The sequence below is a fragment of the Streptomyces chromofuscus genome (genome assembly GCF_015160875.1).
In the GTDB taxonomy this organism is placed as follows: domain Bacteria; phylum Actinomycetota; class Actinomycetes; order Streptomycetales; family Streptomycetaceae; genus Streptomyces; species Streptomyces chromofuscus.
In genome coordinates this window covers 5603732-5629578 of record NZ_CP063374.1, presented here as the reverse complement: position 1 = coordinate 5629578, position 25847 = coordinate 5603732, and the positions used below count along the sequence as shown (strand labels likewise).

Here is a 25847-nt window from a genome sequence, read left to right as displayed (position 1 = left end):
GAGTGGGGGAGCTCCGTGTCGGAGCCAAGGAAGCAGGAAGAGCGATGCGCGTAGGAACATTCGTGTTGGCGGCCCAGTTCCCGGGTCAGGGCCAGGGGGAGGCGCTGCACCGCGCGGTCCGCTCGGCGGAGATCACCGAGGAGGCGGGGCTCGACTCGGTCTGGCTGGCCGAGCACCACTTCGTGCCGTACGGCACCTGCCCGTCGGCGATCACCCTGGCCGCCCTGATCCTCGGCCGCACCCGTCGCATCCGGGTCGGGACGGCGGTCAGCGTGCTGCCGACCACCCACCCGGTGACGCTCGGCGAACAGGCCGCGCTGCTGCATGTGACGAGCGGCGGCCGCCTCACGCTGGGCGTCGGACGCGGCGGTCCGTGGGTGGACCTGGAGGTGTTCGGCGCCGGGCTGCCGGCGTACGAGAAGGAGTATCCGGAATCACTCGATCTGCTCATGCGCTGGCTGCGCGAGCCCGCGGTGGAGGGCACCGGTGACCGCTTCGCCTTCCGCGAAGTCCCCGTCGTGCCCCGGCCGTCGGAGTGCCTGACGGAGACCGACGGTCCGGAGGTGCTCGTCGCGTGCACCTCCCCGGCGAGTGTGCGGATGGCCGCCGAGCGCGGGCTGCCGATGCTGCTCGGCATGCATGTCGGGGACGAGGAAAAGGCCGAGATGGTCACCCTGTGGCGGCAGCACGCGCGCGCGTCGGGGCGGCCGGCGGAGGAGATCCTCGCCGCGGGTCATGTGTCGGCCGGCGTCTGCCAGATCGCGGACCGGCGCACCGACGCGGCGGAGACGCTGTTGAAGGCGATGCCGGGATGGCTGAAACAGGGGCTCGACGCCCATGTCACCGTGGACGGCAGGGAGCGCCGGATGCGCGATCCGCTGGCGTACACCGAACTGCTCTGCGGGCTGCACCCCGTGGGCACCCCGCGGCTGTGCGCCGACCGGCTGGCGGCGACCAGCGAACGCACGGGCGTCTCCCGCTTCGCCCTGCTCGTGGAGGGCTCCGGGGACCTGGCGTCGACCGAGGAGAACGTACGGCGGCTGGGCACCGAGGTGCTGCCCCAGCTGACGTGAACCTCTCGGCCGCGCGGGAGACTTGCCGCTCCGGTACAGATCGCACCTCCCGCGTACGGAGCGGCAAGCAAGCGGATCATCGCGTCAGCAGTCCCGCAGTTCCGGGGACTGGTTCAGCAGCTGGCCCCGGACCGAGGTGAAGCGGGCCAGCCTCTCGTCCGCCGAGGCGTCCAGCGGGAACACCGCCACCCGGTGGCAGTTCTGGAAGGCCAGCCGCACACCGAAGTGCCGCTGGAGCGCACCGCGGATGGCGTCACTCGCGAGCGCACGCAGCAGCTGACCACGCGCCTGCTCGTCCGGCGGGGGCGTCTGGTTGTCGGCGAACTCTCCGCCGTCCACCTTCAGCTGGGCCACCAGGGAGCTGATCATCTCCCATGCGTAGGGCAGGGAGGTCCGGACGCAGTCGACGAAGTCAGCTTCGTCGACCTCGCCTCGCTCGGCCTGTTCGAGTAGGGCCGGTGAGACGTCGAGCGACATGGGTTCTCCTCTCGCACCCCCAACCAGCAGGGGTTGCCGGACAGATGAGGGAGCACGCGAAAGCGAACACGCTGTGTACACACATCGCGACCTCCCGTTTAATACGGTAGGCAACCGACGGTGACCGCACCAGGAGATTGCGCACACAGGCAGATCCCAGTAGGCACACAATCGGCCACTACCGAACACGGGTCTTCCCGGACAACAGGGATGGCCCGTGAGGCCCCCTGCACGGGCGGTGCGGGCAGACCGGTGGGCGAATCGCGCGCACACCGGCCCGTCGAGTAGCGTTGCCGACCATGCGTCTCGTCATTGCCCGATGCTCCGTCGACTACGCGGGCCGGCTCACCGCCCACCTCCCCACCGCCCCCCGTCTGATCCTGGTGAAGGCGGACGGCAGCGTGTCGATCCACGCGGACGACCGGGCCTACAAGCCCCTGAACTGGATGTCGCCGCCCTGCACGCTGAAGGAGGGCACCGGCGACGAGGCCGACGTCTGGACCGTCGTCAACAAGGCGGGCGAGAAGCTCATCATCACGATGGAGGAGGTCCTGCACGACTCCTCGCACGAGCTGGGCGTCGATCCGGGCCTGATCAAGGACGGCGTGGAAGCACACCTGCAGGAACTGCTCGCCGACCGCATCGAGACCCTCGGCGAGGGCTACACGCTGATCCGCCGCGAGTACATGACGGCGATCGGGCCGGTCGACATCCTGTGCCGGGACGCCGAGGGCCGGACGGTCGCGGTCGAGATCAAGCGGCGCGGCGAGATCGACGGTGTGGAGCAGCTCACGCGCTATCTGGAGCTGCTGAACCGCGATCCCCATCTCGCTCCGGTGCGGGGCATCTTCGCCGCCCAGGAGATCAAGCCGCAGGCGCGCGTCCTGGCGACGGACCGGGGGATCGGGTGCCAGGTGCTGGACTACGACGCCCTGCGGGGGATCGAGGACGACAAGCTGCGGTTGTTCTGAGAGGCGTTCGGCAGGGCGTCTCCGGTACGACGGCGAGGGCCGGGTCCGTTGCGGCGGACCCGGCCCTTTGCTGTCGGCGGGGGCTTAGATCACCTGCTCCGCGCCGCTGGGTGTGCCGACGGCGCTGGACTGCGTGGCGGTCGCGGAGGCGGAGTCGCTGGCGGTGGTGGACTCGGTCGGCGCCGGGCTGGACGTCGTCGGTGTCGGGCTGATGCTCGGCGTGGGCGACCCGGAGGTCGTCGGCCTGCCGGTCGGCGACCCGGAGGACGTCGGCTTCGTCGGGGACGTCGACGGCGGCCGCGTCGGCGAGGACGACGGCGAGTTGGGGCCCCCACCCGGGTTGTGCGTCCCGCTCGGTTCGTCCGACGGCTCCTGCGACCCTGTCTCCGGGTCCGTCGGCGTCGGGTCGTCCGTCGTGCCGAACGTGCCGTCGGGTCCCGGATCCGTCGGCCGGCTGCTCGCCCCGCCCGTGTCGCCGTCGTCCTGGTCCGCCTCGTCCGCGCCGAGGCTGCCGTCGCCGGTGTCCTGGCTGACGGACGGGTTGACGCCCACCTGGTCGGACGGGCTCTCGGCCTCGTTGCCGGAGGTGGCGCCGAGCGTCACCACCGTGCCGAGCACCGCCACGAGCAGCGCGCCCGCGCCGGCCGCGACCAGGTTGCGCCGGGCGAGGCCGCGCAGGCCGCCGCCCCGGGCGCGTCCGGACGCCGCTCCGGGCGTGGAGCGGTGGGTGACCAGGGCCGGGCTGCTGTCGGGCCGTTGCAGCGACGGGAAGTCCGCCAGGGCCGCCGGGACTTTGCCGACCGGCGACGTGGACTCCTCGGAGCGGGCGTCGGGCACCTCGTCACCGGTGGCGCCGCCGAGGGGGAGCGTCGCGGCGACGCCGGGTGTCGCGCCCCCCCGGTCGGTGACCAGGGCGAGGGCACGGCGGCCGGCGACGGTGCCGCGCTTGTCGGCGAGGGCGCCCCGCAGGCCGATGGCGGCCTCCAGTTCGGCGCGGGCCCGGTCGAGCCGTCCCTCGCACAGCGCGAGGACGCCCAGTTCGTGGTGGAAGTAGGCCTGTTCGGCGACGTCGCCGGCGAGCCGGGCGGCCTCGGCGCCGGAGCGCAGCGCGCGTTCCCAGGCGCTCCAGTGCAGCCCTGCGGCGAACGCGGGCGCGGCCGTGCGGGCCAGCCGCACGTCGGCGCCGTCCTCGTCCTCGTCGGTCGGCGTGGTCGCCGGGGCCGGCGCGGCGAGGGCGGTCAGCAGGGCGTCCGCCTCGGCGCACACGCGCTCGGGGGTCACCGAGGGGTGCCCGGCCCACCAGGTGTAGTGCCGGGCGGCGGTCAGGGCCTGGTCGGCGGGGTCGTCGGCGTATCCGGCGGTCTCCAGCTGGGTCTGCACGCCGGCGGCGAGCCGGTAGCGGGAGCCGACCGGTGAGACCAGCGCGCAGGCCAGCAACTCGCCCAGCGCGGCGTCCGCGTGGGTGTCGCCGACCAGGGCGGGCAGATGCGCCTGGTGGGGCACCTCACCGCCGAGCGCCACGGCGATCCGCAGGGTGGCACGGGCCGAGGCGCTGAGCCGGGCGGCGAGCAGCGCGGCGGGCGCGGCCCCCTCGGCGAGCGAGGGCAGCGGGACGTCGGCGCCGACGGGCGGGCCGGGGACCGCGTCGAGGGGCTCGTCGACCTGGATGTCCTGGAAGACGCCGAACTCGTCGAGCGCCTCCGCGCCGGCGCGCAGCCGGTCGCGCTGCCGCAGCAGGGCGCCGGCCTGCACGAACCGCAGCGGCAGGCCCTCCGACTCGAACCACAGGTCGCCGGCCCAGTTGGACTCGTCCTCGCTGAGCGGCCGGCCGACGGCGTGCTCCAGCAGCTCCAGACCGCCGGCGCGGTCGAGCCCGTCGAGGAAGACCTCCTCGACGGCCGCCTCGGCGGACGGCGCGGGCACGTCCGGGGTGGCGGCGATGAGGAAGGCGCACTCGGGGGTGGCGTCCAGCAGCTCGTCGAGCGCGGCGCCGCCGAACTCGATGTCGTCGAGGACGACGACCGCGCCGATCTCCTGGACGTGCTCGAGCAGTTCGTCCCGTGCCGGGCGGTGCAGGGGCGCGCTGTGGACGGCGTAGAAGAGGTCGTACAGCAGGTCGGTCGTGGTGCGGTGGAAGCCGGTCAGACGGACGACGCCGTCGGGGGCGAGGTCCGCGCAGTCCTCGGCGACGACGTCGAGGAGGGTGGTGCGGCCGGAGCCGCCGGGGCCGGTCAGGCGCACGGAGCGGCCGCGGGCGAGCAGCCGTACCAGACGCTCGCGTTCGTCCCGGCGGCCGAGGAGCGGCAGGGCGGGCCGGCTGGGGCCGGGCGGGACCGGTGGGGCGGCGGCGCGGGCCACCTCGGCACGCTGGGCCGGGGTCAGTTTCTGGGGTCGGCCGGGGCGTTCGCCGGGCGGGCAGAGTTCTATCTCGCTGCCGTCGACGGGGTTGACGGTGAGCAGGAAGTCACCGGAGACCAGCTGCACCGTGCGGGCGGGTGCGGGCGCGTGCTGACCGAAGTCGGATGTCAGGGGGTCCCGGGGAGGGCGCTGGCGCGGCGGGTTGCCGTCACCGTCCTGGCCGTACTCTTCGGGTCCCCGGTTGTTCGGGTCCATAGGTTCAAGCCCCCCAAAAGCGTCGGGTGCGTCGAGCCCCTCCCGGCCTTGCCGCACACCGCGCTGTCGCTTCTGGTCCGGGCCCGCACGAGGGTTGATCAGACGCGGGCGACCGAACCCTAAACCTTCGGTCAGTATGTACGACAGCCCGGGGTGCCACCGGGTCCGAGACGTCACAGTCTCGTGAGGATTGGGCGCGTCGGGCGTTTCGCCGTGAGCCGCCCGGTCTTCCCCCGCGCCCCGGTGACGCTCCTGGTGGCACGGGTCAGACCCGGGGCAGGGAGTCCACCCCGATGCCGCCCTCGATCGCCAGGATCCGGTGCAGCCGGGTGGCCACCAGCAGGCGCTGCATCTGCGGCGGTACGCCGCGCAGCACCAGACGCCGGCCACAGCGGCCGGCCCGCCGGTGGGCACCCATGATGACCCCGAGTCCGGTGGCGTCCCACGAGTCCAGTTCGGACAGGTCGAGGACGAGGTCGCCGTCGCCGTCGTCGACGGCCGAGTGCAGGACCGTACGGGCGTCCGCCGCGCTGCGGACGTCGAGGCGGCCCCCGACGACCACCTCGGCGTGGTCGCCCCTGATGTGCATATGCGCTCCCCGTGAGTGCGGTGACGTACTCCAAGACGGTGGCTGTGCAACGTCTGACTGCTTCTGTGGCGGCGCGGTTGCTGGTTGTAAGCGAACCGATACCGAATTCACCCCGAGGTGTGATGTCTCAGGGGCGTGTGCCGCTTCAGTGCTTGTAGAAGCCCTGCCCGCTCTTGCGTCCGATGTCACCGGCGTCAACCATCCGGCGCATCAGCTCCGGCGGAGCGAACTTCTCGTCCTGGGTCTCGGTGTAGATGTTGCTCGTGGCGTGCAGCAGGATGTCGACGCCGGTGAGGTCGGCCGTGGCCAGCGGGCCCATGGCGTGCCCGAAGCCCAGCTTGCAGGCGAGGTCGATGTCCTCGGCGGAGGCGACGCCCGACTCGTACAGCTGGGCCGCCTCGACGACGAGCGCCGAGATCAGCCGGGTGGTGACGAAGCCGGCCACGTCGCGGTTGACGACGATGCAGGTCTTGCCGACCGACTCGGCGAACTCCCGCGCGGTGGCGAGGGTCTCGTCGCTGGTCTTGTAGCCGCGGACCAGCTCGCACAGCTGCATCATCGGCACCGGCGAGAAGAAGTGGGTGCCGACGACCCGCTCCGGGTGCTCCGTCACGGCCGCGATCTTGGTGATCGGGATGGCGGAGGTGTTGGAGGCGAGGACGGCGTCCGGGCGCACGATCTTGTCGAGGGTGCGGAAGATCTCGTGCTTGACGTCCAGCTTCTCGAAGACGGCCTCGACGACGATGTCGGCGTCGGCGGCGGCGTCGAGGTCGGTGGTCGCGGTGATGCGGGCCAGGGCGGCGTCGGCGTCGTCCGCCTGCAGCTTGCCCTTGCCGACGAACTTGTCGTACGAGGCCTTGATGCCGTCGGTGCCACGCCTGAGCGCCTCGTCGGTGACGTCGCGCAGGACGACGTCCCAGCCCGCCTGGGCGGAGACCTGGGCGATGCCGGAACCCATGAGACCGGCCCCGATGACGGCGAGCTTCCGTGCCACTGACGACTCCCCTTGTGATGCTTACCCGCTGTTTACGTATGGCTCTCGGCGGACCCTAGCGCTCGTGAGGGCCCGTGTGACCGGTAAGTAATGCGCGTCACGTCTCACATGACGGACATCACACCGGCACGGCTCATTCGTCGCCTCGTACGGCGTAGTTGAGCGCCTTGCCGCCCAACGGCTCATGCATCGCGTCCAGCAGCACCAGGCGCAGGCCTGCCACCGGCCCTCTCCGTGAATGACCGTCATGGAACGGGCATTGCACGCCATCGATCCCATCCGGGGAGAGACCGCCTCGGTTTCTTGGTACAGCTCGCGCAGTTCGCGCACTTCGCGCAGTGCGCGCAGGACGGCCGCGGTGGCCTACTCGCCGTCGCGCCGGCGGCGCACCCCGCCGTTCGCCTTCGTCGCGCCGATCGCGGTGTCGCGGGCCCCGCTGTCGTGCGCGTCTGCCGGTCGTGCTCGCGCACCTCGTGCCGCCGCGCCGTCTCGGGACGTACGGCGTCCCGGTGGCCGTCGGCCTCACGGCACTGTCCGTGACGGTGGGCACACGCGTGTTCCGAACCGCCGCGGCGTAACTACGCTGGCCTCATGGTCAACCTGACGCGTATCTACACCCGTACCGGCGACCAGGGCACCACCGCCCTCGGTGACATGAGCCGGGTCGCCAAGACCGACGTGCGGATCTCGGCCTACGCCGACGCCAACGAGGCCAACGCGGTGATCGGCACGGCGATCGCGCTGGGCGACCTCGACGAGGAGATCGTCAAGGTCCTCACCCGCGTCCAGAACGACCTGTTCGACGTGGGGGCGGACCTGTGCACGCCGGTGATGGAGAACCCCGAGTTCCCGCCCCTGCGGGTCGAGCAGTCCTACGTCGACAGGCTGGAGGCGGACTGCGACCGCTTCCTCGAGGGCCTGCAGAAGCTCCGCTCCTTCATCCTGCCGGGCGGCATCCCGGGCGCCGCCCTGCTCCACCAGGCCTGCACCGTGGTGCGCCGGGCCGAGCGCTCCACCTGGGCGGCGCTGGAAGTCCACGGCGAGACGATGAACCCGCTGACCGCGACCTACCTCAACCGGCTGTCGGACCTCCTGTTCATCCTGGCCCGCACCGCGAACAGGGAACTCGGCGACGTCCTGTGGGTCCCCGGCGGGGAGCGCTGACTCAGCCGCTCCGCCGGCCACGGGCGCTCCCGCAGGACGCGGCGTCCCGGTCCGCAGGGCCGGCCAGGGCGTCGGTGACGTCCCGCTGGTCCGGGGCGGGCGACGGCCGCTGGTCCTCGCGGGGCGCCTTCTTCGGCCAGACGGCGTACGACAACGCGATCAGGCCGTGGATGCCGGCCGCGCGCCAGGCCACGAGGATCCAGCTCTCCAGGGAGCCCGTGCGGGCCGGGTCGCCCACGTACCACCTCGCGATCAGCAGCAGCGCGCCGGCCACCGCGGCGGCGACGACCGTGCCGAGCCAGATCCTCGCCTCGTGGCGGGCCCGCGCCATCCCGTGACGCGGCGGTTTCACCGGTGGCGCGGCACCGGCGAGGCGGTGGGCGGCGTGGCCGTCGAGCCATTTCACCGTGCGGTGGCCGTGGCCGACGGTGTAGCCGATGTAGAGGGCGGCCAGACCGTGCTTCCAGCTCGGGTCGGCGCCGTTGTCGAGGTCGACCGCGGTGGCGACCAGCAGGACGACCTCCAGCAGCGGCTCGAGCAGCAGCAGGGCCAGCCCCGTACGGCGCATCCGCAGCCCGTAGCGGAAGAACAGCCCCGCGGCCAGCAGCACCCAGAAGCCGACCTCGCAGACGACGATCAGCGTGACGATCACGGCTCACTCCTCTCGGTCATCCCTCAAGGCTCCCGTCGGGATCCGCCCCAGTCGTCGTCGCCGGTGACGAACCGCCACTGCATCCTTCGATGTAGACGCGGACCGTTCCGCGGGATCAGGCGTCGGGCCGGCTCGCCGTGTTGGATGGGTGCCATGGCCGTACGACTCCCCCGCCCGCACCGCTTCGACCTGTACGTCGGGCTGGCCGGGCTGCTCGGCGGGGTGCTGCTGTGGGGCATCGGCCTCGGCGTCCGCCCGGCGGACGAGCCCATCGTGCTGTGGTCCGGCCGCTGGGCGCTGCTGGTGCCGCTGGTCGTGATGGCAGGCTGCGAGACGCTGCGCCGGGCCGCCCCGCGCACCGCCCTGCTGACCGCCACGGCGGCCCTGACCGTGGACACCGTGACGCAGGGCAGCCTGGTCACCGTCCTGATGTACACCGACGTGGTGTACGCGGCCGTCCTGTACGGCACGCCCGCCTCGGCCCGTCGCATCCCCCGGATCACCGGTCTGTTGTCGGTGGCCGGGACGGTCGTGCCGTTCGCGATGTGGCGGGAGCCGGAGGCCTTGCTGATCGGCGTCGCCCTCGGCATCGTCGCCTTCGCGCCCGCCTCCACCGGCCTGATCGTGCGCAACCACCGCGAGGCCGCCGAGGCCGCCCGGCTGCGCGCCGAGCAGACCGCGCTGCTCGCCGAGATGGACCGCGTCCAGGCCGTCACGGCGGAACGCGCGCGGATGGCCCGGGAGTTGCACGACATGGTCGCCAACCACCTCTCCGCGATCGCCATCCACTCGACGGCCGCGCTGTCCCTGGACGAGCCGGAGACCACCCGGCAGGCCCTCGGGGTCATCCGCGAGAACAGCGTCGAGGGGCTGGCGGAGATGCGCCGGCTGATCGGGCTGCTGCGCGACGACAGCGGCGACAGCGGAGAGCCCGGCCCCTCCCCCACCCTCGACGGCCTCGGCGCCCTCGTCGACACGGCCCGCGCCAACGGCCTCGACGTCACCCTCGACGCCGAGCACGGCGCGTCACTGCCCGCGCCGGTGGAGCTCGCCACGTACCGGATCGTCCAGGAGTCCCTCACCAACGCCCTCAAGCACGCCGCTCCCGGCCGGGTCGCGGTCGTGCTGCGGCAGCGGGACGGCTCGCTGGACATCACCGTGACCAGCCCGTACGGCGAACGGGAGGGGCCCCGGGCCCCCGGGTCGGGCGCCGGCCTGGTCGGCATGCGGGAACGGGCCGCCCTGCTGGACGGCGGCTTCGAGGCCGGGCCGGAGGACTCACCCGAGGGGAAGGTCTGGGTCGTACGGGCCACCCTCCCGATGGTCGAAGGAGTGACCGAATGATCCGCGTGCTCGTCGCCGAGGACCAGTGCGCCGTGCGCGCCGGTCTCGTGCTCATCCTGCGCAGCGCGCCCGACATCGACGTCGTCGGCGAGGCGTCCGACGGCGAGCAGGCGGTGGCGCTGGCCCGCGAGCTCAGGCCCGACCTGGTGCTGATGGACGTTCAGATGCCGCGCCTGAACGGGGTGTCGGCGACCCGGCAGGTGGTGGCCGAGCGGCTGGCCGACGTCCTGGTGCTGACGACTTTCGACCTCGACGAGTACGTGTTCGGCGCGCTGCGCGCCGGTGCCGCCGGCTTCCTGCTGAAGAACACGGACGCGAAGGACCTACTGGCGGCGGTCCGGACGGTGGCGCGCGGCGAGGGCCTGATCTCACCGGCCGTCACCCGCCGGCTCATCGCCGAGTTCGCCGCCGGGCCGGTCCGGGAGCCGAAGGCCGACCCCTCGGTACTGGACGCCCTCACCCGGCGCGAACGCGAGGTGCTGTCCTGTCTCGGCGAGGGCCTGTCCAACGCCGAGATCGCAGTCCGCCTCGACATGGCGGAGGCGACGGTGAAGACGCACGTCAGCCGGTTGCTGGGGAAGCTGGAGCTGCGCAGCCGGGTCCAAGCCGCCGTGCTGGCCCAGGAGTTGGGGATCTAGCACACACACCGGGGCGTGGTCCAGACCTATTGACCTATGGTCCAGACCTTTCTATCCTCGCGGCACTGAGGGCCTGATGGCTCAGTCATGCCCCCGACAACCCCACATAAGGAGGCGCAGCATGCGCTTCAGACACAGAGCCGCGGCAGGACTCGCGACCCTGCTGCTCCCGCTGGCCGGTCTGGTCGGTCTCGCGAGCCCCGCCCAGGCAGCGACCTCGGCCACCGCCACCTACGCCAAGACCCAGGACTGGGGCACCGGCTTCGAGGGCAAGTGGACCGTCAAGAACACGGGCACCACCACCATCACCTCCTGGACGGTGGAGTGGGACTTCCCCTCCGGTACGTCCGTCACCTCCGCCTGGGACGCCGACGTCACCTCCTCCGGCACCCACTGGACCGCCAAGAACAAGTCCTGGAACGGCACCCTCGCCCCCGGCGCCTCCGTCTCCTTCGGCTTCAACGGCGCCGGCTCCGGCGCACCGTCCAACTGCAGGATCAACGGCGGCAGCTGCGACGGCGGCTCGGTCCCCGGCGACAACCCGCCGAGCGCGCCGGGCACCCCCTCCGCCTCCAACATCACCGACACCTCGGTGACCCTCGCCTGGAGCGCCGCCACCGACGACAACGGCATCAAGAACTACGACGTCCTGCGCGGCGGCACCAGGGTCGCGACCGTCACCGGAACGAGCTACACGGACACCGGGCTGACCGCCGGCACCGACTACTCCTACACCGTCCAGGCCCGTGACACCGCCGACCAGACCGGTCCGGTCTCGGGCGCCCGCGCGGTGCGCACCACCGGCGGCGGCACCGACCCGCAGCCCGGCGCCAAGATCAACCTCGGCTACTTCACCGAGTGGGGCGTCTACGGCCGCAACTACCACGTGAAGAACCTGGTGACCTCGGGCTCCGCCGCGAAGATCACCCACATCAACTACGCGTTCGGCAACGTCAAGAACGGTCAGTGCACCGTCGACGACACCTACGCGGCCTACGACAAGGCCTACACCGCCGACCAGTCCGTCAGCGGCACCGCCGACACCTGGGACCAGCCGCTGCGCGGCAACTTCAACCAGCTGCGTCAGCTGAAGGCCAAGTACCCGCACATCAAGGTGCTGTACTCGTTCGGCGGCTGGACCTACTCCGGCGGCTTCGGCCAGGCCGCGCAGAACCCGGCCGCGTTCGCCAAGTCCTGCAAGGCCGTCGTGGAGGACCCGCGCTGGGCCGACGTCTTCGACGGCATCGACATCGACTGGGAGTACCCGAACGCCTGCGGCCTGACCTGCGACACCTCCGGCCCCGCGGCCTTCCGGAACCTGATGTCCGCGCTGCGCACGGAGTTCGGCTCCAACTACCTGGTCACCGCGGCCATCACCGCAGACGGCTCCTCCGGCGGCAAGATCGACGCGGCCGACTACGGCGGCGCCGCCCAGTACCTCGACTGGTACAACGTGATGACGTACGACTACTTCGGCGCCTTCGACGGGGACGGCCCCACCGCCCCGCACTCCCCGCTCACCTCGTACCCCGGCATCCCGGCGGCCGGCTTCAACTCGGCCGACGCCATCGCCAAGCTGAAGTCGAAGGGCGTCCCGTCCGCCAAGCTGCTGCTCGGCATCGGCTTCTACGGCCGCGGCTGGACCGGCGTCACCCAGTCCGCCCCCGGCGGCACGGCGACCGGCGCGGCCCCCGGCACCTATGAGCCGGGCATCGAGGACTACAAGGTCCTGAAGAACACCTGCCCCGCCAACGGCACCATCGCCGGCACGGCGTACGCGCACTGCGGCACCAACTGGTGGTCGTACGACACCCCGTCGACGATCGCCGGGAAGATGACCTGGGCGAAGAACCAGGGCCTGGGCGGCGCGTTCTTCTGGGAGTTCAGCGGCGACACCACCAACGGCGAACTGGTCACCGCCATCAGCAACGGGCTGAGGTAGCCCCTGTTCCGTAAGACCTAAGCGACGTTGACGCTCCCCCAGACTTCGTCCGGGGGGACCCCCACCCAGCGAGTGAATGTGGCTACGCCACATTCACTCGCTGACCGGGCGGGGCTGCCTCGAGCCACGCGAGGAAACCGGTCAGCGCGTCCTCGCTCATGGCGAGTTCCAGACGTGTGCCCCGGTGCAGACAGGCGAGGATCACCGAGTCGGAGAGCAGCGCCAGCTCCTCCTCGCCCTCGGGCAGCCGGCGGCCGGCCACCTCGATCGCGGACCGCTCCAGGACGCGGCGCGGACGGGGGGCGTAGGAGAACACCCGGAACCACTCCACGCGGTCGCCGTTGTAGCGGGCCACGCCGTACGCCCAGCCCTTGCCGCCGGTGTCCGGTTTCTCGGGCACGTCCCAGCGCAGGCTGCAGTCGAAGGTGCCACCGGAGCGCTGGATGAGCCTGCGGCGCAGGCCGAACACGAACAGTCCCAGCACCACCAGGGCCACGACGATTCCGCACACAGTCAGAGCGAGGACCATCGACACCGACCTCCTCGTCTCCTAGGTAACGGAACGGAAAAAACACCCGTATCTGCCTCAGCCGCGGTCGGCGCCGGATTGCTCCGGTGCCGACCGCGGCTGAGTGACGTCATCGCACAGCGGTCCCCCAGTGCCTCAAGGGCCTGGGAGGTGCCTCCACGGTCAACGTGCCGCCGTCGCCGCCCGCAGGCGGACGTCCGCACGGCGCTTGGCCTCGGCGTCGTCCTCCGCCTTCGCGCGCTCCAGATCCTGCTCGACGCGCTTGACGTCGATCTCGTCGGCCAGCTCGGCGATCTCGGCCAGCAGCGACAGCTTGTCGTCCGCGAACGAGATGAAACCGCCGTGCACCGCGGCGACGACCGTCGCGCCGTCGCTCGTACGGATGGTCACCGGGCCCGACTCCAGCACACCGAGCAGCGGCTGGTGACCGGGCATGACGCCGATGTCGCCGGACGTGGTGCGCGCGACGACCAGGGTGGCCTCGCCGGACCAGACCTGGCGGTCCGCGGCGACCAGCTCGACGTGCAGCTCAGCAGCCAAGGGTGGCTCCTCGGGTCACCACCCGGCGGTTCTGCCGGGTGTTGGTTACAAGTCTAATGGGCGTGACAGAGGGGGCGGGACGACCCCGCCCCCTCACGACACGAGCACGAGGCCCGGGTCAGGAGACGCCCAGCTCCTTCGCGTTCTTCTTCAGGTCCTCGATACCACCGCACATGAAGAACGCCTGCTCCGGGAAGTGGTCGTACTCGCCGTCGCAGATCGCGTTGAACGCGGTGATCGACTCGTCGAGGGACACGTCCGAACCGTCCACGCCGGTGAACTGCTTGGCGACGTGGGTGTTCTGGGACAGGAAGCGCTCCACGCGACGGGCACGGTGGACGACGAGCTTGTCCTCCTCGCCGAGCTCGTCGATACCGAGGATCGCGATGATGTCCTGCAGGTCCTTGTACTTCTGCAGGATGTTCTTCACCCGCATGGCCGTGTTGTAGTGGTCCTGCGTGATGTAGCGCGGGTCCAGGATCCGGGACGTGGAGTCCAGCGGGTCCACGGCCGGGTAGATGCCCTTCTCCGAGATCGGACGGGACAGCACCGTCGTCGCGTCGAGGTGGGCGAAGGTGGTGGCCGGCGCCGGGTCGGTCAGGTCGTCCGCGGGGACGTAGATCGCCTGCATCGAGGTGATCGAGTGACCGCGGGTCGAGGTGATGCGCTCCTGGAGGAGACCCATCTCGTCGGCCAGGTTCGGCTGGTAGCCCACCGCGGAGGGCATACGGCCGAGCAGGGTCGACACCTCGGAACCGGCCTGCGTGAAGCGGAAGATGTTGTCGATGAAGAACAGCACGTCCTGCTTCTGGACGTCACGGAAGTACTCGGCCATCGTCAGGCCGGCCAGCGCGACGCGCAGACGGGTGCCCGGGGGCTCGTCCATCTGACCGAAGACCAGCGCGGTCTTGTCGATGACGCCGGACTCGCTCATCTCGTCGATGAGGTCGTTGCCCTCACGGGTGCGCTCACCGACGCCCGCGAACACCGACACACCGTCGTGGTTGTTGGCGACGCGGTAGATCATCTCCTGGATCAGCACGGTCTTGCCGACACCGGCACCACCGAACAGACCGATCTTGCCGCCCTTGACGTACGGGGTCAGCAGGTCGATGACCTTGATGCCGGTCTCGAACATCTCGGTCTTGGACTCGAGCTGGTCGAAGTTCGGCGCCTTGCGGTGGATCGGCCAGCGCTCGCCGTCGTACTGGGCGTCGACGTTGAGCACGTCACCGATGGTGTTGAACACCTTGCCCTTGGTGAAGTCACCGACCGGCACGGAGATGGCGGAGCCGCTGTCGGTCACCGGGGACTGGCGGACCAGACCGTCGGTGGGCTGCATGGAGATGGCGCGCACCAGGCCGTCACCCAGGTGCTGGGCGACCTCCAGGGTCAGCGTCTTCTTCTCGCCCGCGTTCGCCGGGTCGGAGACCTCGACGTGCAGGGCGTTGTAGATCTCCGGGATCGCGTCGACGGGGAACTCCACGTCGACGACCGGGCCGATGACCCGCGCGACGCGGCCCGTCGCCGTGGCCGTCTCAGCAGTGGTGGTCATTAGTAGTCACTCCCCGCGGTCGCGTCGGCCAGGGCGCTCGCGCCACCGACGATCTCGCTGATTTCCTGGGTGATGTCGGCCTGACGGGCCGCATTGGCAAGCCGGGTGAGGTTCTCGATGAGCTCACCGGCGTTGTCGGTGGCCGACTTCATCGCACGCCGGGTGGCGGCGTGCTTCGAAGCGGCCGACTGGAGCAGCGCGTTGTAGATACGGCTCTCCACGTAGCGCGGCAGCAGGGCGTCGAGGACGTCCTCCGCCGAGGGCTCGAAGTCGTACAGCGGGAGGATCTCGCCCTTGGGCTTGGCCTCCGCCGCGACCTCGTCGAGGCTGAGCGGCAGCATGCGCGCGTCCTGCGCCGTCTGCGTCATCATCGACACGAACTCGGTGAAGACGATGTGGAGCTCGTCCACGCCGCCGTTCGCCGTGTCCTTCTGGATGGCCTCGATCAGCGGCGCCGCCACCTTCTTGGCGTCCGCGTACGAGGGCTCGTCGGTGAAGCCGGTCCACGACTCCGCGATCGTGCGCTCACGGAAGTTGTAGTGGGCCACACCGCGCCGGCCGACGATGTACACGTCGACCCGCTTGCCCTCGCGCTCCAGCCGCTCGGTGAGCTGCTCCGCCTGCTTGATGGCGTTGGCGTTGAACGCGCCGGCCAGCCCACGGTCGCTGGTCAGGAGCAGCACCGCGGACCGCGTGACCGTCTCGGCCTGGGTGGTCAGCGGGTGCTTGGTGTTCGAACCCGTGCCGACGGCCGTGACCGCGCGGGTCAGTTCCTCCGCGTACGGCTTGGAGGCCGCCACCTTGCGCTGCGCCTTGACGACGCGCGAGGCGGCGATCATCTCCATCGCCTTGGTGATCTTCTTGGTCGCGGTGACGGATCGGATGCGACGCTTGTAGACCCGGAGCTGGGCTCCCATGAGTCAGGTCCCTTCCTTACGTCACTTGGCGGCAGCGGCCGGAGTTTCCTCGCCGAGCAGCTTGCCGTCGGAGGTCTCGAACTGCTTCTTGAACTCCGCGATGGCGTCGGCGACGGCCGTGAGGGTGTCGTCCGACATCTTGCCGCCCTCCTTGATGGAGGTCATGAGGCCCTGCTCCTTGCGGTGCAGGTACTCCAGCAGCTCCTTCTCGAAGCGGCGGATGTCGGCGACCGGGACCTCGTCCATCTTGCCGGTGGTGCCGGCCCACACGGAGACGACCTGGTCCTCGGTGGCCATCGGCTGGTACTGGTCCTGCTTCAGCAGCTCGACCATGCGCTGACCGCGCTCCAGCTGGGCCTTGGACGCGGCGTCCAGGTCGGAACCGAAGGCGGCGAACGCCTCCAGCTCACGGAACTGGGCGAGGTCCACGCGCAGACGGCCGGAGACCTGCTTCATCGCCTTGTGCTGCGCCGAACCACCGACTCGGGAGACGGAGATACCGACGTTCAGCGCGGGGCGCTGACCGGCGTTGAAGAGGTCCGACTCCAGGAAGCACTGGCCGTCGGTGATGGAGATGACGTTGGTCGGGATGAACGCCGAGACGTCGTTGGCCTTGGTCTCGACGATCGGCAGACCGGTCATCGAGCCGGCACCCATCTCGTCGGAGAGCTTCGCGCAGCGCTCCAGCAGACGGGAGTGCAGGTAGAAGACGTCACCCGGGTAGGCCTCACGGCCCGGCGGGCGGCGCAGCAGCAGCGACACGGCACGGTAGGCGTCGGCCTGCTTCGACAGGTCGTCGAAGATGATCAGGACGTGCTTGCCCTGGTACATCCAGTGCTGGCCGATGGCCGAGCCGGTGTACGGCGCCAGGTACTTGAAGCCGGCCGGGTCGGACGCCGGGGCGGCGACGATGGTCGTGTACTCCAGCGCGCCGTTCTCCTCCAGCGCGCGGCGCACCGACGCGATGGTGGAGCCCTTCTGGCCGATGGCGACGTAGATGCAGCGGACCTGCTTGTTCGGGTCGCCGGTGCGCCAGTTGTCGCGCTGGTTGATGATCGTGTCAACGGCCAGGGCGGTCTTGCCGGTCTGGCGGTCACCGATGATCAGCTGACGCTGACCGCGGCCGATCGGGGTCATCGCGTCGACGGCCTTGTAGCCCGTCTCCATCGGCTCGTGCACCGACTTGCGCTGCATGACCGTGGGGGCCTGCAGCTCGAGGGCGCGGCGGCCGTCGGTCTCGATCTCGCCGAGGCCGTCGATCGGGTTGCCGAGCGGGTCGACGACGCGGCCGAGGTAGCCCTCGCCGACCGCCACGGAGAGGACCTCACCGGTGCGGGTGACCGGCTGCCCCTCCTCGATGCCGCTGAACTCACCGAGGACGATGGCACCGATCTCGCGCTCCTCGAGGTTGAGGGCGAGGCCGAGGGTGCCGTCCTCGAACTTCAGCAGTTCGTTGGCCATGGCCGAGGGCAGACCCTCGACCTTCGCGATGCCGTCGCCGGCAAGGGTGACCGTACCGACCTCCTCGCGCGAGGCCGCGTCCGGCTTGTACGACTGGACGAAGGTCTCCAGTGCGTCCCGGATCTCCTCCGGCCGGATCGTGAGCTCCGCCATCTGGGTTCCCTGCTCTCCTTGTTGGGCCCGAAGTTTCACTTTGGGGGTCTGGGGGCGACCCCCAGGAATCCTCTGCACGGCCCAACCAGGGCCGTAAGTACGACTTGCGTGTTCAGTTGCGGCTAGCTCGCCAGCCGACGCTCGGCGTCCGCGATGCGGTCCGCGAGAGAGCCGTTGATGATCTCGTCACCGACCTGCACCCGGATCCCGCCGAGGACCTCGGGGTCCACGTCGAGGTTGAGGTGCATCCGGCGGCCGTAGAGCTTGGCGAGGGCGGCGCCGAGGCGCTGCTTCTGCACGTCGCTCAGCGGCACCGCCGAGGTGACGACGGCGACCATGCGGTCCCGCCGGTCGGCGGCGAGCTTGGACAGGGACTCCAGTCCCGCTTCCAGGCTACGTCCCCGCGGCGCGGTCACAAGGCGCGTCACCAGACGCTCGGTGGCCGGGGCCGCCCGTCCGCCGAGCAGGCTGCGCAGCAGCTCGCTCTTGGCCGACGTGGTGGCCTTGCGGTCGGTCAGCGCGGCGCGCAGCTCGGTGCTGGACGCGACGATCCGGCCGAACCGGAACAGCTCGTCCTCGACGCTGTCGAGGGAGCCGTCGCGCTGCGCGGCGGTGAGGTCCGCGGTGGCGGCCAGCTCCTCCAGGGCGTCCACCAGGTCGCGCGACTGCGACCAGCGGGAGCGCACCATGCCGGACACCAGGTCCGTGGTCTCGCCGCCGACCTGGGTGCCGAGCAGGCGCTGGACCAGCTCGGCCTTGCCCTCACCGGCCTGCGCCGGGTCGGTGAGGACCCGACGCAGGCTGACCTCGCGGTCGAGCAGCGCGGTCACCGCGGCCAGCTCGTCGGCGAGCCGCGCCGCGTCCACGGACGTGGCGTCCGTCAGCGCGTCGAGACGCTCACGTGCGGCTGCCAGGGCCTCGCGGCTCGCTCCGTTCATCGAGACGCCTCGGCCTTCTCCTCGAGCTCGTCGAGGAAGCGGTCGATCACACGGCTCTGGCGGGCGTGGTCCTCGAGGGACTCACCGACCAGCTTGCCGGCCAGATCGGTGGCGAGCTTGCCGACGTCCTGCCGCAGCGCGGACGAGGCGGCCTTGCGGTCGGCCTCGATCTGGGCGTGACCGGCGGCGATGATCTCCTCGCGCTGCCGCTGACCCTCCGCGCGCATCTCGGCGATGAGCACGGCACCCTGCTCCTGCGCCTCCTGGCGCAGCCGCGCGGCCTCGTGCCGGGCCTCGGCGAGCTGGGCCTTGTACTGCTCAAGGACGCTCTGGGCCTCGACCTTCATGGTCTCGGCCTCTTCAATACCGCCTTCGATCGCCGCGCGGCGCTCCTCCAGAACCTTGTTGATGTTCGGAAGCAGCTTCTTCCAGAAGAAGAAGAAGACGACGGCGAAGGCGATGGTGCCGACGAGCAGCTCGGGGCCCGGCGGGATGAGCGGGCTCTGCTCCTCCTCGGCCGCCAGCTGCACCAGGTTGGCGATCACATCAGTGCCTTTCGTCGAATCGTGTCGGGTAAGCGGTGGCTACTTACACACCGAACACGAACGGCATAACGATGCCGATGAGGGCGAGCGCCTCACAGAAGGCGAAGCCCAGGATCTGGTTGGCACGGATCAGGCCGGCGGCCTCGGGCTGACGGGCCAGGGCCTGGGTGCCGTTGCCGAAGATGATGCCGACGCCGATGCCGGGGCCGATGGCGGCGAGGCCGTAGCCGATGGAGCCGAGCGAACCGGAGACAGCGGCGAGGGTCTCAGTGGCAGCCATGCTGATTCTTCCTTCTCTTTCATGGACCGGCGGGGGTTGGCCACCGGACGTTCTGGGGGCTTGCGGGCGGGAGGGGCTCAGTGATGCTCGGCGAGAGCGCCCTGGACGTAGGTGCAGGCCAGCAGTACGAAGACGTACGCCTGGACGGCCTGCACGAAAAGCTCGAAGAGGATCATGGCGATCGTCATGAGGAACGAGACGCCCGCCGCCGGGATCAACCAGCTGTTCAGCAGGTACCAGGAGGCGACGGTGAACATGACCAGCATCAGGTGACCGGCGAACATGTTGGCGAACAGTCGCACCGCGTGCGTGAACGGCCGCACCAGCAGGTTCGAGAAGAACTCGATGATCATGACGAGCGGGAGCACCGGGCCCAGCGACTTGTCGTAGCCGGTCACGTTCTTGAAGAAGCCGACGAAGCCGTGCCGCTTGAAGGTCAGCCCGACCCAGGTGAAGTAGACGATCGCGGCCAGCACCGCCGGGTAGGCGATGATCGACGACACCGGGAACTGGGCCAGCGGGATCACGGACCAGATGTTCATGATCCAGATGAAGAAGAAGAGGGAGACCATGAGCGGGACGAACTTCTCGCCCTCCCGCTTGCCGAGGGTCTCGTAGACGATGCCGCGGCGCACGAAGTCGTAGCCGGCCTCGCCGATCATCTGGAGCTTGCCCGGAACCACCTTCGCCTTGCCGAAGGCCGCCCAGAAGAAACCGATCACGAGCACGGTGGTGATGAGCGCGAGCAGCATCACCTTGTTGAACTCGAACCCCCCGACCGTGGCGATCGGCTGGAAGAGGAACGAGTGCAGGCCCGGAGCCGGGAAGCCACACCCGTTGTCGGACATGATCCGACAACTCCAGTCAAAGGCGAGCTGGGTCTGGTCAGCACTCACCACGGGCTCCTTCGGCGTGACGCATGGGTACGGCAACCTCGTTGTGTCGGCGCGGCACACGGCCGCGGGTCGGCACCGGACTGGTGTTACGGATGTGGGGGCGGCTGGGGGACATCAAGCCTCGCGATCGAGCAGGCGTCAGCTCGGATGCCCGCGCCCGCGATGCCGCAGTTGGCACCGGACGATAGCAGGAGTTCTCACTGGCCTTTATCGCGCCCCTACTCCTCACGACGACGGCCCTGTCTTCTCGGGCTTCTCGCTCTTCGAGGGCTCCGGATCGACGTAGAAGATCTTGGCCTTCATGTGCGCACGGGCCTGCGCGGCCATCCACACGACGGTCGCGACGACGAGACCGACGGCGAACGTCTTCGGATGGAAGAGGGAGGTGTCCTTGAAGAGGGCGACGAAGATCAGGAGCAGCAGGAGCTGGGCGACGTAGAGCATCATCCCCATGGCCTGGAACAGCTGGGGGAGCGTTTTTGCCGTCCACTGGAGAACGAACAGGCCGATTCCCATGAAGAGGATGGCCAGCACCGTGCCGACGGCCGCGCCGAGCGCGCCCTTGCCGCCGGCGACCGCGCCGCTGACGGCGACCGTGACCACACCGACAGCGGCTGCGGGCGCAGCTGTCTGCAACAGGTTCCGGGCGTCATTGGACGGCATGGCGGCAACTCCGCTTTCACAGGGGGCAGGGTGTCGTCATGGACGAGCGTAGTCCCGGGTCGAGAGAGAACCTCATGCCGGTGGACCGTCGCACCACGGTCCTTCAGCTCTGTCCGGGGGTTCTCGTGAACCGTATCACAAACTATTTGATGAGGTCTTTACCTGGAGGTGTGCGCACTGTCACACATGAGGGTGACAGTGCGCGTCTGTGCAGAAACCGAGCCGAGTTGTCTGGTATTGGGGCCTTCGTTCCCCCACGGCTTGGCAATGCCTTAGTCAGATTCTTACCTTGTGAAGCGCGAGCGGGGGCCCGCGGCGGTCGCTCCGTTGACTCCGGAGACGCCGACGGCGACCGGCGTTCGGTCCTCCTCCTCGGCCGGAGCCTCCACCGGGACCTCGGCCGCGGGCGGCACGACGACCCTGCGCCGGCGGTAGCGCGGCGGCACGAGGTGCTCGGCCCACAGCGGCGCGCGCGGGGTGAAGCGGGGCAGCAGCAGCATGAGCAGTCCGAGGGCGCTGAGCAGCACCACGCTCAGCACGATCCACATGGACGCCGAGTTCACCGAGTAGGTGAGCGCACCGAAGGCGATCAGCGCCGACCAGAAGTACATGATCAGCACGGCCCGGCTGTGCGAGTGGCCGATCTCCAGCAGCCGGTGGTGCAGGTGCCCCCGGTCGGCGGCGAACGGGGACTGGCCGCGCCAGGTGCGGCGCACGATCGCGAGGACCAGGTCGGCGGCCGGGATCGCGATGATGGTCAACGGCAGCAGCAGCGGGATGTACACCGGGACCGTCTGGTGCACGGTGTTGCGCTCCGACCCGGAGAACAGGTTCATCACGTCCGGGTCGACCTGCCCGGTGACCGAGATCGCACCGGCGGCCAGGACCAGGCCGATCAGCATCGAGCCCGAGTCGCCCATGAAGATGCGCGCGGGGTGCATGTTGTGCGGCAGGAAGCCGAGGCACATGCCCATCAGGATCGCCGCGAACAGGGTGGCCGGGGCGGCGGCCTCGATGCCGTACGAGTACCAGATGCGGTAGGCGTACATGAAGAACGCGGCGGACGCGATGCACACCATGCCCGCCGCCAAGCCGTCCAGGCCGTCGACGAAGTTGACCGCGTTGATGGTGATGACGACCAGCGCCACCGTCAGCAGCGTGCCCTGCCACTGGGTCAGCGCGACCGTGCCGACGCCCGGCACCGGCAGCCACAGGATCGTCAGGCCCTGCACCACCATCACGCCGGCGGCGATCATCTGTCCGCCCAGCTTGATCAGGGCGTCGATCTCGAACTTGTCGTCCAGCACGCCGATGAGCCAGATCAGCGCCGCTCCGGAGAGCAGGGCGCGGGGCTCGTTGGACTTCTCGAAGACCTCACTGAGGTTGGTGAGGTGGTCGGCGACCAGCAGGCCCGCGCACAGGCCGAAGAACATCGCGATCCCGCCGAGCCGTGGAGTGGGTTCCCGGTGCACGTCACGCGCCCGGATCTGCGGCATCGCTCCGGCCACGATCGCGAACTTCCGCACCGGCCCTGTCAGCAGGTACGTCACCGCGGCCGTGATGCAGAGCGTCAGCAGGTATTCACGCACGGGCTTCCCCACAGGTCTCGCTGGCCATCTCAGCCCCACACCCTAGCGAGGGACGCATATGGATGGGGACTTCCGGGTAGCGACGATGGTTGCACGTGTGGCTGTGCACGGATGCCTGCTACCCCCGCTCAGCGCGGATACGGCGGAAATCCCTCTGCCAGTTCCCGTACTTCCTCCCGCACCTGCCGGGCGTCGGCCTGGTCCCGCAGCACCTCGGCGAGCAGCTTGGCGATCCGGGCCATCTCGCCCTCCCCCATCCCCTGGGTGGTGACGGCGGCGGTGCCCAGGCGCAGGCCGCGGGCGTCGGCGTGCGGCAGGGCGCAGCAGTCGAGGATCATGCCGGCGGCGGCCAGCCGGCCGCGGGCGGTGCGGCCGTCGACGCCGAGCGGGACCGGGTCGGCGGTGATGAGGTGGGTGTCCGTGCCGCCGGTGGTGACGGCGAGCCCCTCGGCGGTGAGTGCGGCGGCCAGGGACCGGGCGTTGGCGACCACCTGATGGGCGTACGCCTGGAAGGCCGGTGTCGCGGCCTCGCCGAAGGCGACGGCCTTGGCGGCGACGCTGTGCATCTGGGCGCCGCTCTGGGTGAAGGGGAAGACGGCCCGGTCGACGCGTTCGGCGAACTCGGCGCCGCACAGCAGCATGCCGCCGCGCGGTCCGCGCAGCACCTTGTGGGTGGTGGCGCACACGATGTCGGCGTACGGCACCGGACTGGGCGCCGCTCCCCCGGCGACCAGGCCGATGGGGTGGGCCGCGTCGGCGATGAGGTAGGCGCCCACCTCGTCGGCGACCTCGCGGAAGTAGGCGTAGTCGATGTGCCGCGGGTAGGCGATCGAGCCGCACACGATCGCCTTGGGGCGGTGCGTGCGGGCCAGGGTGCGGACCTGGTCGTAGGCGATGAGGCCGGTCTCCTCGTCGACGCCGTAGCCGACGAAGTCGAACCAGCGGCCGGAGAAGTTGGCGGGCGAGCCGTGGGTGAGGTGGCCGCCGTAGGACAGGCCGAGGGCGAGGACCGTGTCGCCGGGGCGCAGCAGGGCGGCGTAGGCGGCCAGCACGGCCGAACTGCCCGAGTGGGACTGGACGTTGGCGTGATCGGCGCCGAACAGTGTCTTGGCGCGCTGCACGGCCAGGCGCTCGGCCACGTCGACGATCTCGCAGCCGCCGTGGTAGCGGGATCCCGGATAGCCCTCCGCGTACTTGTTGGCCAGCGGCGAGCCCAGGGCGGCCAGGACGGCCGGTGAGGTGAAGTTCTCGGCGGCGATCAGCTGGAGGGTGGTCGACTGCCGGTCCAGCTCCCCGAGCAGGATCTCGGCGAGCTCGGGGTCCTGGCGCCGCAGGAGATCGGCCTCGGGGGCATGGGTGACCGGCATGGTGGACTCCGGGCGTCGGCGTTGACGTAGGTCCAATGTAGGCCGGTGCCGCCGCGGGCGCCCGCTGTCGCAGGGTGGCGGCCTTGCGGCACGCGTGCCGGCCCACCGCCTGGCTCGGCCCCGCGCCATCGCCCCGTTCAGGTCCGCGCCGCAACCCCGTTCGAAGCCCGGCCACACCCCACTCGGGTCCGCGCCTCAACCCCTTGAGGCCGCCACCACCCCGCTCACGCCCGAACCACACCCCCGCCCACACCCGCGCCACAAGCACCACTGAGATCCGCCCCGCCACCCCCGCTCAGGCCGCCACCACCCCGCCCAGGCCCGAAACACACCCCCGCCCACACCCGCGCCACAAGCACCACTGAGATCCGCCCCGCCACCCCCGCTGAAGCCGCCACCACCCCGCTCACGCCCGAACCACAACGCCGCTGAGGTCCGCCGCGCAGCCGCCCCACTCACGTCCGCGCCGCAACTCCCCGACGCAGGTCCGCGCCGCACCCCCCTGCTCAGACCGCCCGACAACGCCGCTCAGGTCCGCCCCGCCGCAACGCGGCACAGCTCCGCCCCGCCGCAACGCGGCACAGCTCCGCCCCGCCGCAACGCGGCACAGCTCCGCCGCGCCGCGCCCCGTCAGGTCCGCGCCGCCACCCCGGTCAGTGCTGTCACCACGGGGTCCAGCGCCTGGTGTATCTCGTCGCCGACCGAGCGGAAGAACGTCAGCGGTGCCCCGTACGGGTCGTACACCTCGTCGGCCTCGGCGGTGGGCGCCAGCAGCCAGCCCCGCAGGGCGGCGGCGGCCCGGACCAGCGCGCGGGCCCGCGTCACCACCCCGTCCTCCAGCGGCGGAAGCGTCGCCGGGTCGATGGCCTTCACCAGCCGGGTGAACTCCTTCAGCGTGAAGGTGCGCAGCCCCGCCGAGTGGCCCATCGAGATGACCTGGGCGCGGTGGTCACGGGTCGCGGTGAGCACCAGGTCGGCACGGATCACGTGCTCATCCAGCAGCTCCCGGCCCACGAAGCCGGAGGCGTCCGCGCCGAAGTCGGCCAGCACCGTCTCGGCGTTGGCCTCCATGGGCGCGCCCTCGTGGCCCCAGGTGCCGGCGCTCTCCACGATCAGCCCGCCGCCCAGGACGCCGAGCCGCTGCGACACGAAATGCCGGGTCAGCCGCTCGGTGATGGGCGAGCGGCACACGTTGCCGGTGCTGACGTGGAGGATGCGGAAGCTGTCGCGCGGAAGCCCCACGAAGGTCGTCGTGATCTCCGCCGCGCTTTCCCCGTTGCCTATGCCACGCCCCGCTTCAGGGGCTGTCAATTGGCCACCTCAAGGTCGGGTACGACCTTGCGCAGCTCGTCCGGCGAGAGGGCGCCCTCACGCAGCAGGACGGGCACGGAGCCGGAGACGTCGACGATGGAGGACGGCACGTTGCCGGGGGTCGGGCCGCCGTCGAGGTAGACGGAGACGGAGTCGCCGAGCATCTGCTGGGCGGCGTCGCAGTCCTCCGGCGCCGGGTGCCCGGTGAGATTCGCCGACGACACGGCCATGGGGCCGACCTCGGTGAGCAGCTCGATGGCCACCGGGTGCAGCGGCATGCGCACGGCGACCGTGCCCCGGGTGTCGCCCAGGTCCCACTGCAACGACGGCTGGTGCTTGGCGACCAGCGTCAGCGCGCCCGGCCAGAACGCGTCGACCAGCTCCCAGGCCAGCTCGGAGAAGTCGGTGACCAGGCCGTGCAGGGTGTTCGGGGAGCCAATGAGGACGGGCGTGGGCATGTTGCGGCCCCGGCCCTTGGCCTCCAGCAGGTCCGAGACCGCCTCCGGGGAGAACGCGTCGGCGCCGATGCCGTACACGGTGTCGGTGGGGAGGACCACCAGCTCGCCACGGCGGACGGCGGACGCGGCCTCACGCAGACCGGTCACGCGGTCGGTGGCGTCGTTGGTGTCGTATCGCCGTGCCATGT

The 25847-nt window shown here is 70.6% G+C and carries 25 protein-coding genes; 6 read left to right on the top strand and 19 right to left on the bottom strand.

Going from position 1 to position 25847, the window contains the following annotated elements:
• Positions 1–44: 44 nt before the first annotated feature.
• Positions 45–1073: an LLM class flavin-dependent oxidoreductase gene (locus IPT68_RS25550; RefSeq protein ID WP_189701495.1), complete on the top strand. Its 1029-nt coding sequence runs from the start codon at positions 45–47 to the stop codon at positions 1071–1073.
• An 84-nt stretch (positions 1074–1157) separates the two neighbouring features.
• On the opposite strand, the gene IPT68_RS25545 is transcribed toward IPT68_RS25550, so the two are convergent.
• Entirely contained in the window at positions 1158–1550 is a 393-nt protein-coding gene (locus IPT68_RS25545) for an SCO5389 family protein (RefSeq protein ID WP_129800535.1), read from the bottom strand.
• A 299-nt stretch (positions 1551–1849) separates the two neighbouring features.
• Between IPT68_RS25545 and nucS the strand changes: the two genes are divergently transcribed.
• On the top strand, positions 1850–2521 hold the full coding sequence (gene nucS / locus IPT68_RS25540) for an endonuclease NucS (protein ID WP_189701494.1): 672 nt from the start codon (positions 1850–1852) through the stop codon (positions 2519–2521).
• 84 nt (positions 2522–2605) lie between these two features.
• Here nucS and IPT68_RS25535 read toward each other — a convergent pair whose 3' ends face one another.
• The 3 genes from IPT68_RS25535 to IPT68_RS25525 all read right to left on the bottom strand — a co-directional run bounded on the left by IPT68_RS25535 (position 2606) and on the right by IPT68_RS25525 (position 6717).
• Complete coding sequence (locus IPT68_RS25535) at positions 2606–5134, bottom strand: ATP-binding protein (RefSeq protein WP_189701493.1); 2529 nt, start codon at positions 5132–5134, stop codon at positions 2606–2608.
• A 265-nt stretch (positions 5135–5399) separates the two neighbouring features.
• Positions 5400–5723 carry an STAS domain-containing protein gene (locus IPT68_RS25530; RefSeq protein ID WP_189701492.1) on the bottom strand — a complete coding sequence of 108 codons (324 nt, stop codon included), beginning with the start codon at positions 5721–5723 and terminating at the stop codon, positions 5400–5402.
• A 145-nt stretch (positions 5724–5868) separates the two neighbouring features.
• Positions 5869–6717 carry a 3-hydroxyacyl-CoA dehydrogenase family protein gene (locus IPT68_RS25525; protein ID WP_189701491.1) on the bottom strand — a complete coding sequence of 283 codons (849 nt, stop codon included), beginning with the start codon at positions 6715–6717 and terminating at the stop codon, positions 5869–5871.
• Positions 6718–7308: 591 nt separating this feature from the next.
• Here IPT68_RS25525 and IPT68_RS25520 point away from each other — a divergent pair.
• On the top strand, positions 7309–7881 hold the full coding sequence (locus IPT68_RS25520) for a cob(I)yrinic acid a,c-diamide adenosyltransferase (protein WP_189701490.1): 573 nt from the start codon (positions 7309–7311) through the stop codon (positions 7879–7881).
• Between the two features lies 1 nt (position 7882).
• Here the strand turns inward: IPT68_RS25520 and IPT68_RS25515 are convergent, their stop codons facing one another.
• Positions 7883–8533, bottom strand: coding sequence for a hypothetical protein (locus IPT68_RS25515; RefSeq protein ID WP_228039891.1), 651 nt, complete (start codon positions 8531–8533; stop codon positions 7883–7885).
• Positions 8534–8686: 153 nt separating this feature from the next.
• Between IPT68_RS25515 and IPT68_RS25510 the strand changes: the two genes are divergently transcribed.
• From IPT68_RS25510 to IPT68_RS25500, 3 genes are all read left to right on the top strand, one after another.
• The gene (locus IPT68_RS25510; RefSeq protein WP_189701489.1) at positions 8687–9877 is read left to right on the top strand and encodes a sensor histidine kinase; all 1191 of its coding nucleotides are present in this window, start codon (positions 8687–8689) and stop codon (positions 9875–9877) included.
• Positions 9874–10515, top strand: coding sequence for a response regulator (locus IPT68_RS25505; protein WP_189701488.1), 642 nt, complete (start codon positions 9874–9876; stop codon positions 10513–10515). Before IPT68_RS25510 ends, IPT68_RS25505 begins: the two co-directional genes overlap by 4 nt.
• A gap of 121 nt (positions 10516–10636) precedes the next feature.
• A complete protein-coding gene (locus IPT68_RS25500) occupies positions 10637–12457 on the top strand; it encodes a glycoside hydrolase family 18 chitinase (protein WP_189701487.1) in 1821 nt (606 codons plus the stop codon).
• Between the two features lie 82 nt (positions 12458–12539).
• On the opposite strand, the gene IPT68_RS25495 is transcribed toward IPT68_RS25500, so the two are convergent.
• The 14 genes from IPT68_RS25495 to IPT68_RS25430 all read right to left on the bottom strand — a co-directional run bounded on the left by IPT68_RS25495 (position 12540) and on the right by IPT68_RS25430 (position 25845).
• Positions 12540–12986, bottom strand: coding sequence for a DUF2550 domain-containing protein (locus tag IPT68_RS25495; RefSeq protein WP_189701486.1), 447 nt, complete (start codon positions 12984–12986; stop codon positions 12540–12542).
• A gap of 162 nt (positions 12987–13148) precedes the next feature.
• Positions 13149–13526 carry a F0F1 ATP synthase subunit epsilon gene (locus IPT68_RS25490; RefSeq protein WP_189701485.1) on the bottom strand — a complete coding sequence of 126 codons (378 nt, stop codon included), beginning with the start codon at positions 13524–13526 and terminating at the stop codon, positions 13149–13151.
• 118 nt (positions 13527–13644) lie between these two features.
• Entirely contained in the window at positions 13645–15081 is a 1437-nt protein-coding gene (atpD, locus tag IPT68_RS25485; protein WP_189701484.1) for a F0F1 ATP synthase subunit beta, read from the bottom strand.
• On the bottom strand, positions 15081–15998 hold the full coding sequence (locus IPT68_RS25480) for a F0F1 ATP synthase subunit gamma (protein ID WP_189701483.1): 918 nt from the start codon (positions 15996–15998) through the stop codon (positions 15081–15083). The genes atpD and IPT68_RS25480 overlap by 1 nt, the downstream gene beginning before the upstream one ends.
• Positions 15999–16019: 21 nt before the next feature.
• A complete protein-coding gene (gene atpA, locus IPT68_RS25475; RefSeq protein WP_189701482.1) occupies positions 16020–17612 on the bottom strand; it encodes a F0F1 ATP synthase subunit alpha in 1593 nt (530 codons plus the stop codon).
• Between the two features lie 122 nt (positions 17613–17734).
• Positions 17735–18550: a F0F1 ATP synthase subunit delta gene (locus tag IPT68_RS25470; protein ID WP_189701481.1), complete on the bottom strand. Its 816-nt coding sequence runs from the start codon at positions 18548–18550 to the stop codon at positions 17735–17737.
• Entirely contained in the window at positions 18547–19095 is a 549-nt protein-coding gene (locus IPT68_RS25465) for a F0F1 ATP synthase subunit B (protein ID WP_189701480.1), read from the bottom strand. The genes IPT68_RS25470 and IPT68_RS25465 overlap by 4 nt, the downstream gene beginning before the upstream one ends.
• Positions 19096–19138: 43 nt before the next feature.
• Positions 19139–19375, bottom strand: a complete 237-nt coding sequence (gene atpE / locus IPT68_RS25460; RefSeq protein WP_189701479.1) for an ATP synthase F0 subunit C — start codon at positions 19373–19375, stop codon at positions 19139–19141.
• 77 nt (positions 19376–19452) lie between these two features.
• Positions 19453–20223, bottom strand: coding sequence for a F0F1 ATP synthase subunit A (atpB, locus tag IPT68_RS25455; RefSeq protein WP_189701543.1), 771 nt, complete (start codon positions 20221–20223; stop codon positions 19453–19455).
• A gap of 273 nt (positions 20224–20496) precedes the next feature.
• Positions 20497–20934 carry a hypothetical protein gene (locus tag IPT68_RS25450; protein ID WP_189701478.1) on the bottom strand — a complete coding sequence of 146 codons (438 nt, stop codon included), beginning with the start codon at positions 20932–20934 and terminating at the stop codon, positions 20497–20499.
• Between the two features lie 284 nt (positions 20935–21218).
• On the bottom strand, positions 21219–22523 hold the full coding sequence (locus IPT68_RS25445; RefSeq protein ID WP_189701477.1) for an MraY family glycosyltransferase: 1305 nt from the start codon (positions 22521–22523) through the stop codon (positions 21219–21221).
• 128 nt (positions 22524–22651) lie between these two features.
• A complete protein-coding gene (locus IPT68_RS25440; RefSeq protein ID WP_189701476.1) occupies positions 22652–23890 on the bottom strand; it encodes a serine hydroxymethyltransferase in 1239 nt (412 codons plus the stop codon).
• 630 nt (positions 23891–24520) lie between these two features.
• Positions 24521–25201 carry an arsenate reductase/protein-tyrosine-phosphatase family protein gene (locus IPT68_RS25435; RefSeq protein ID WP_189701475.1) on the bottom strand — a complete coding sequence of 227 codons (681 nt, stop codon included), beginning with the start codon at positions 25199–25201 and terminating at the stop codon, positions 24521–24523.
• Positions 25198–25845: an L-threonylcarbamoyladenylate synthase gene (locus IPT68_RS25430; RefSeq protein WP_189701474.1), complete on the bottom strand. Its 648-nt coding sequence runs from the start codon at positions 25843–25845 to the stop codon at positions 25198–25200. Before IPT68_RS25430 ends, IPT68_RS25435 begins: the two co-directional genes overlap by 4 nt.
• Between the last annotated feature and the right edge of the window lie 2 nt (positions 25846–25847).

Excerpts from the sequence above, each read along its gene's own strand:
- IPT68_RS25550 (WP_189701495.1), top strand. The coding sequence starts at position 45 with ATGCGCGTAGGAACATTCGTGTTGGCGGCCCAGTTCCCGGGTCAGGGC.
- IPT68_RS25545 (WP_129800535.1), bottom strand. The coding sequence starts at position 1,550 with ATGTCGCTCGACGTCTCACCGGCCCTACTCGAACAGGCCGAGCGAGGC.
- nucS (WP_189701494.1), top strand. The coding sequence starts at position 1,850 with ATGCGTCTCGTCATTGCCCGATGCTCCGTCGACTACGCGGGCCGGCTC.
- IPT68_RS25535 (WP_189701493.1), bottom strand. The coding sequence starts at position 5,134 with ATGGACCCGAACAACCGGGGACCCGAAGAGTACGGCCAGGACGGTGAC.
- IPT68_RS25530 (WP_189701492.1), bottom strand. The coding sequence starts at position 5,723 with ATGCACATCAGGGGCGACCACGCCGAGGTGGTCGTCGGGGGCCGCCTC.
- IPT68_RS25520 (WP_189701490.1), top strand. The coding sequence starts at position 7,309 with ATGGTCAACCTGACGCGTATCTACACCCGTACCGGCGACCAGGGCACC.
- IPT68_RS25510 (WP_189701489.1), top strand. The coding sequence starts at position 8,687 with ATGGCCGTACGACTCCCCCGCCCGCACCGCTTCGACCTGTACGTCGGG.
- IPT68_RS25505 (WP_189701488.1), top strand. The coding sequence starts at position 9,874 with ATGATCCGCGTGCTCGTCGCCGAGGACCAGTGCGCCGTGCGCGCCGGT.
- IPT68_RS25500 (WP_189701487.1), top strand. The coding sequence starts at position 10,637 with ATGCGCTTCAGACACAGAGCCGCGGCAGGACTCGCGACCCTGCTGCTC.
- IPT68_RS25495 (WP_189701486.1), bottom strand. The coding sequence starts at position 12,986 with ATGGTCCTCGCTCTGACTGTGTGCGGAATCGTCGTGGCCCTGGTGGTG.
- atpD (WP_189701484.1), bottom strand. The coding sequence starts at position 15,081 with ATGACCACCACTGCTGAGACGGCCACGGCGACGGGCCGCGTCGCGCGG.
- IPT68_RS25480 (WP_189701483.1), bottom strand. The coding sequence starts at position 15,998 with ATGGGAGCCCAGCTCCGGGTCTACAAGCGTCGCATCCGATCCGTCACC.
- atpA (WP_189701482.1), bottom strand. The coding sequence starts at position 17,612 with ATGGCGGAGCTCACGATCCGGCCGGAGGAGATCCGGGACGCACTGGAG.
- IPT68_RS25470 (WP_189701481.1), bottom strand. The coding sequence starts at position 18,550 with ATGAACGGAGCGAGCCGCGAGGCCCTGGCAGCCGCACGTGAGCGTCTC.
- atpE (WP_189701479.1), bottom strand. The coding sequence starts at position 19,375 with ATGGCTGCCACTGAGACCCTCGCCGCTGTCTCCGGTTCGCTCGGCTCC.
- atpB (WP_189701543.1), bottom strand. The coding sequence starts at position 20,223 with ATGTCCGACAACGGGTGTGGCTTCCCGGCTCCGGGCCTGCACTCGTTC.
- IPT68_RS25450 (WP_189701478.1), bottom strand. The coding sequence starts at position 20,934 with ATGCCGTCCAATGACGCCCGGAACCTGTTGCAGACAGCTGCGCCCGCA.
- IPT68_RS25440 (WP_189701476.1), bottom strand. The coding sequence starts at position 23,890 with ATGCCGGTCACCCATGCCCCCGAGGCCGATCTCCTGCGGCGCCAGGAC.
- IPT68_RS25430 (WP_189701474.1), bottom strand. The coding sequence starts at position 25,845 with ATGGCACGGCGATACGACACCAACGACGCCACCGACCGCGTGACCGGT.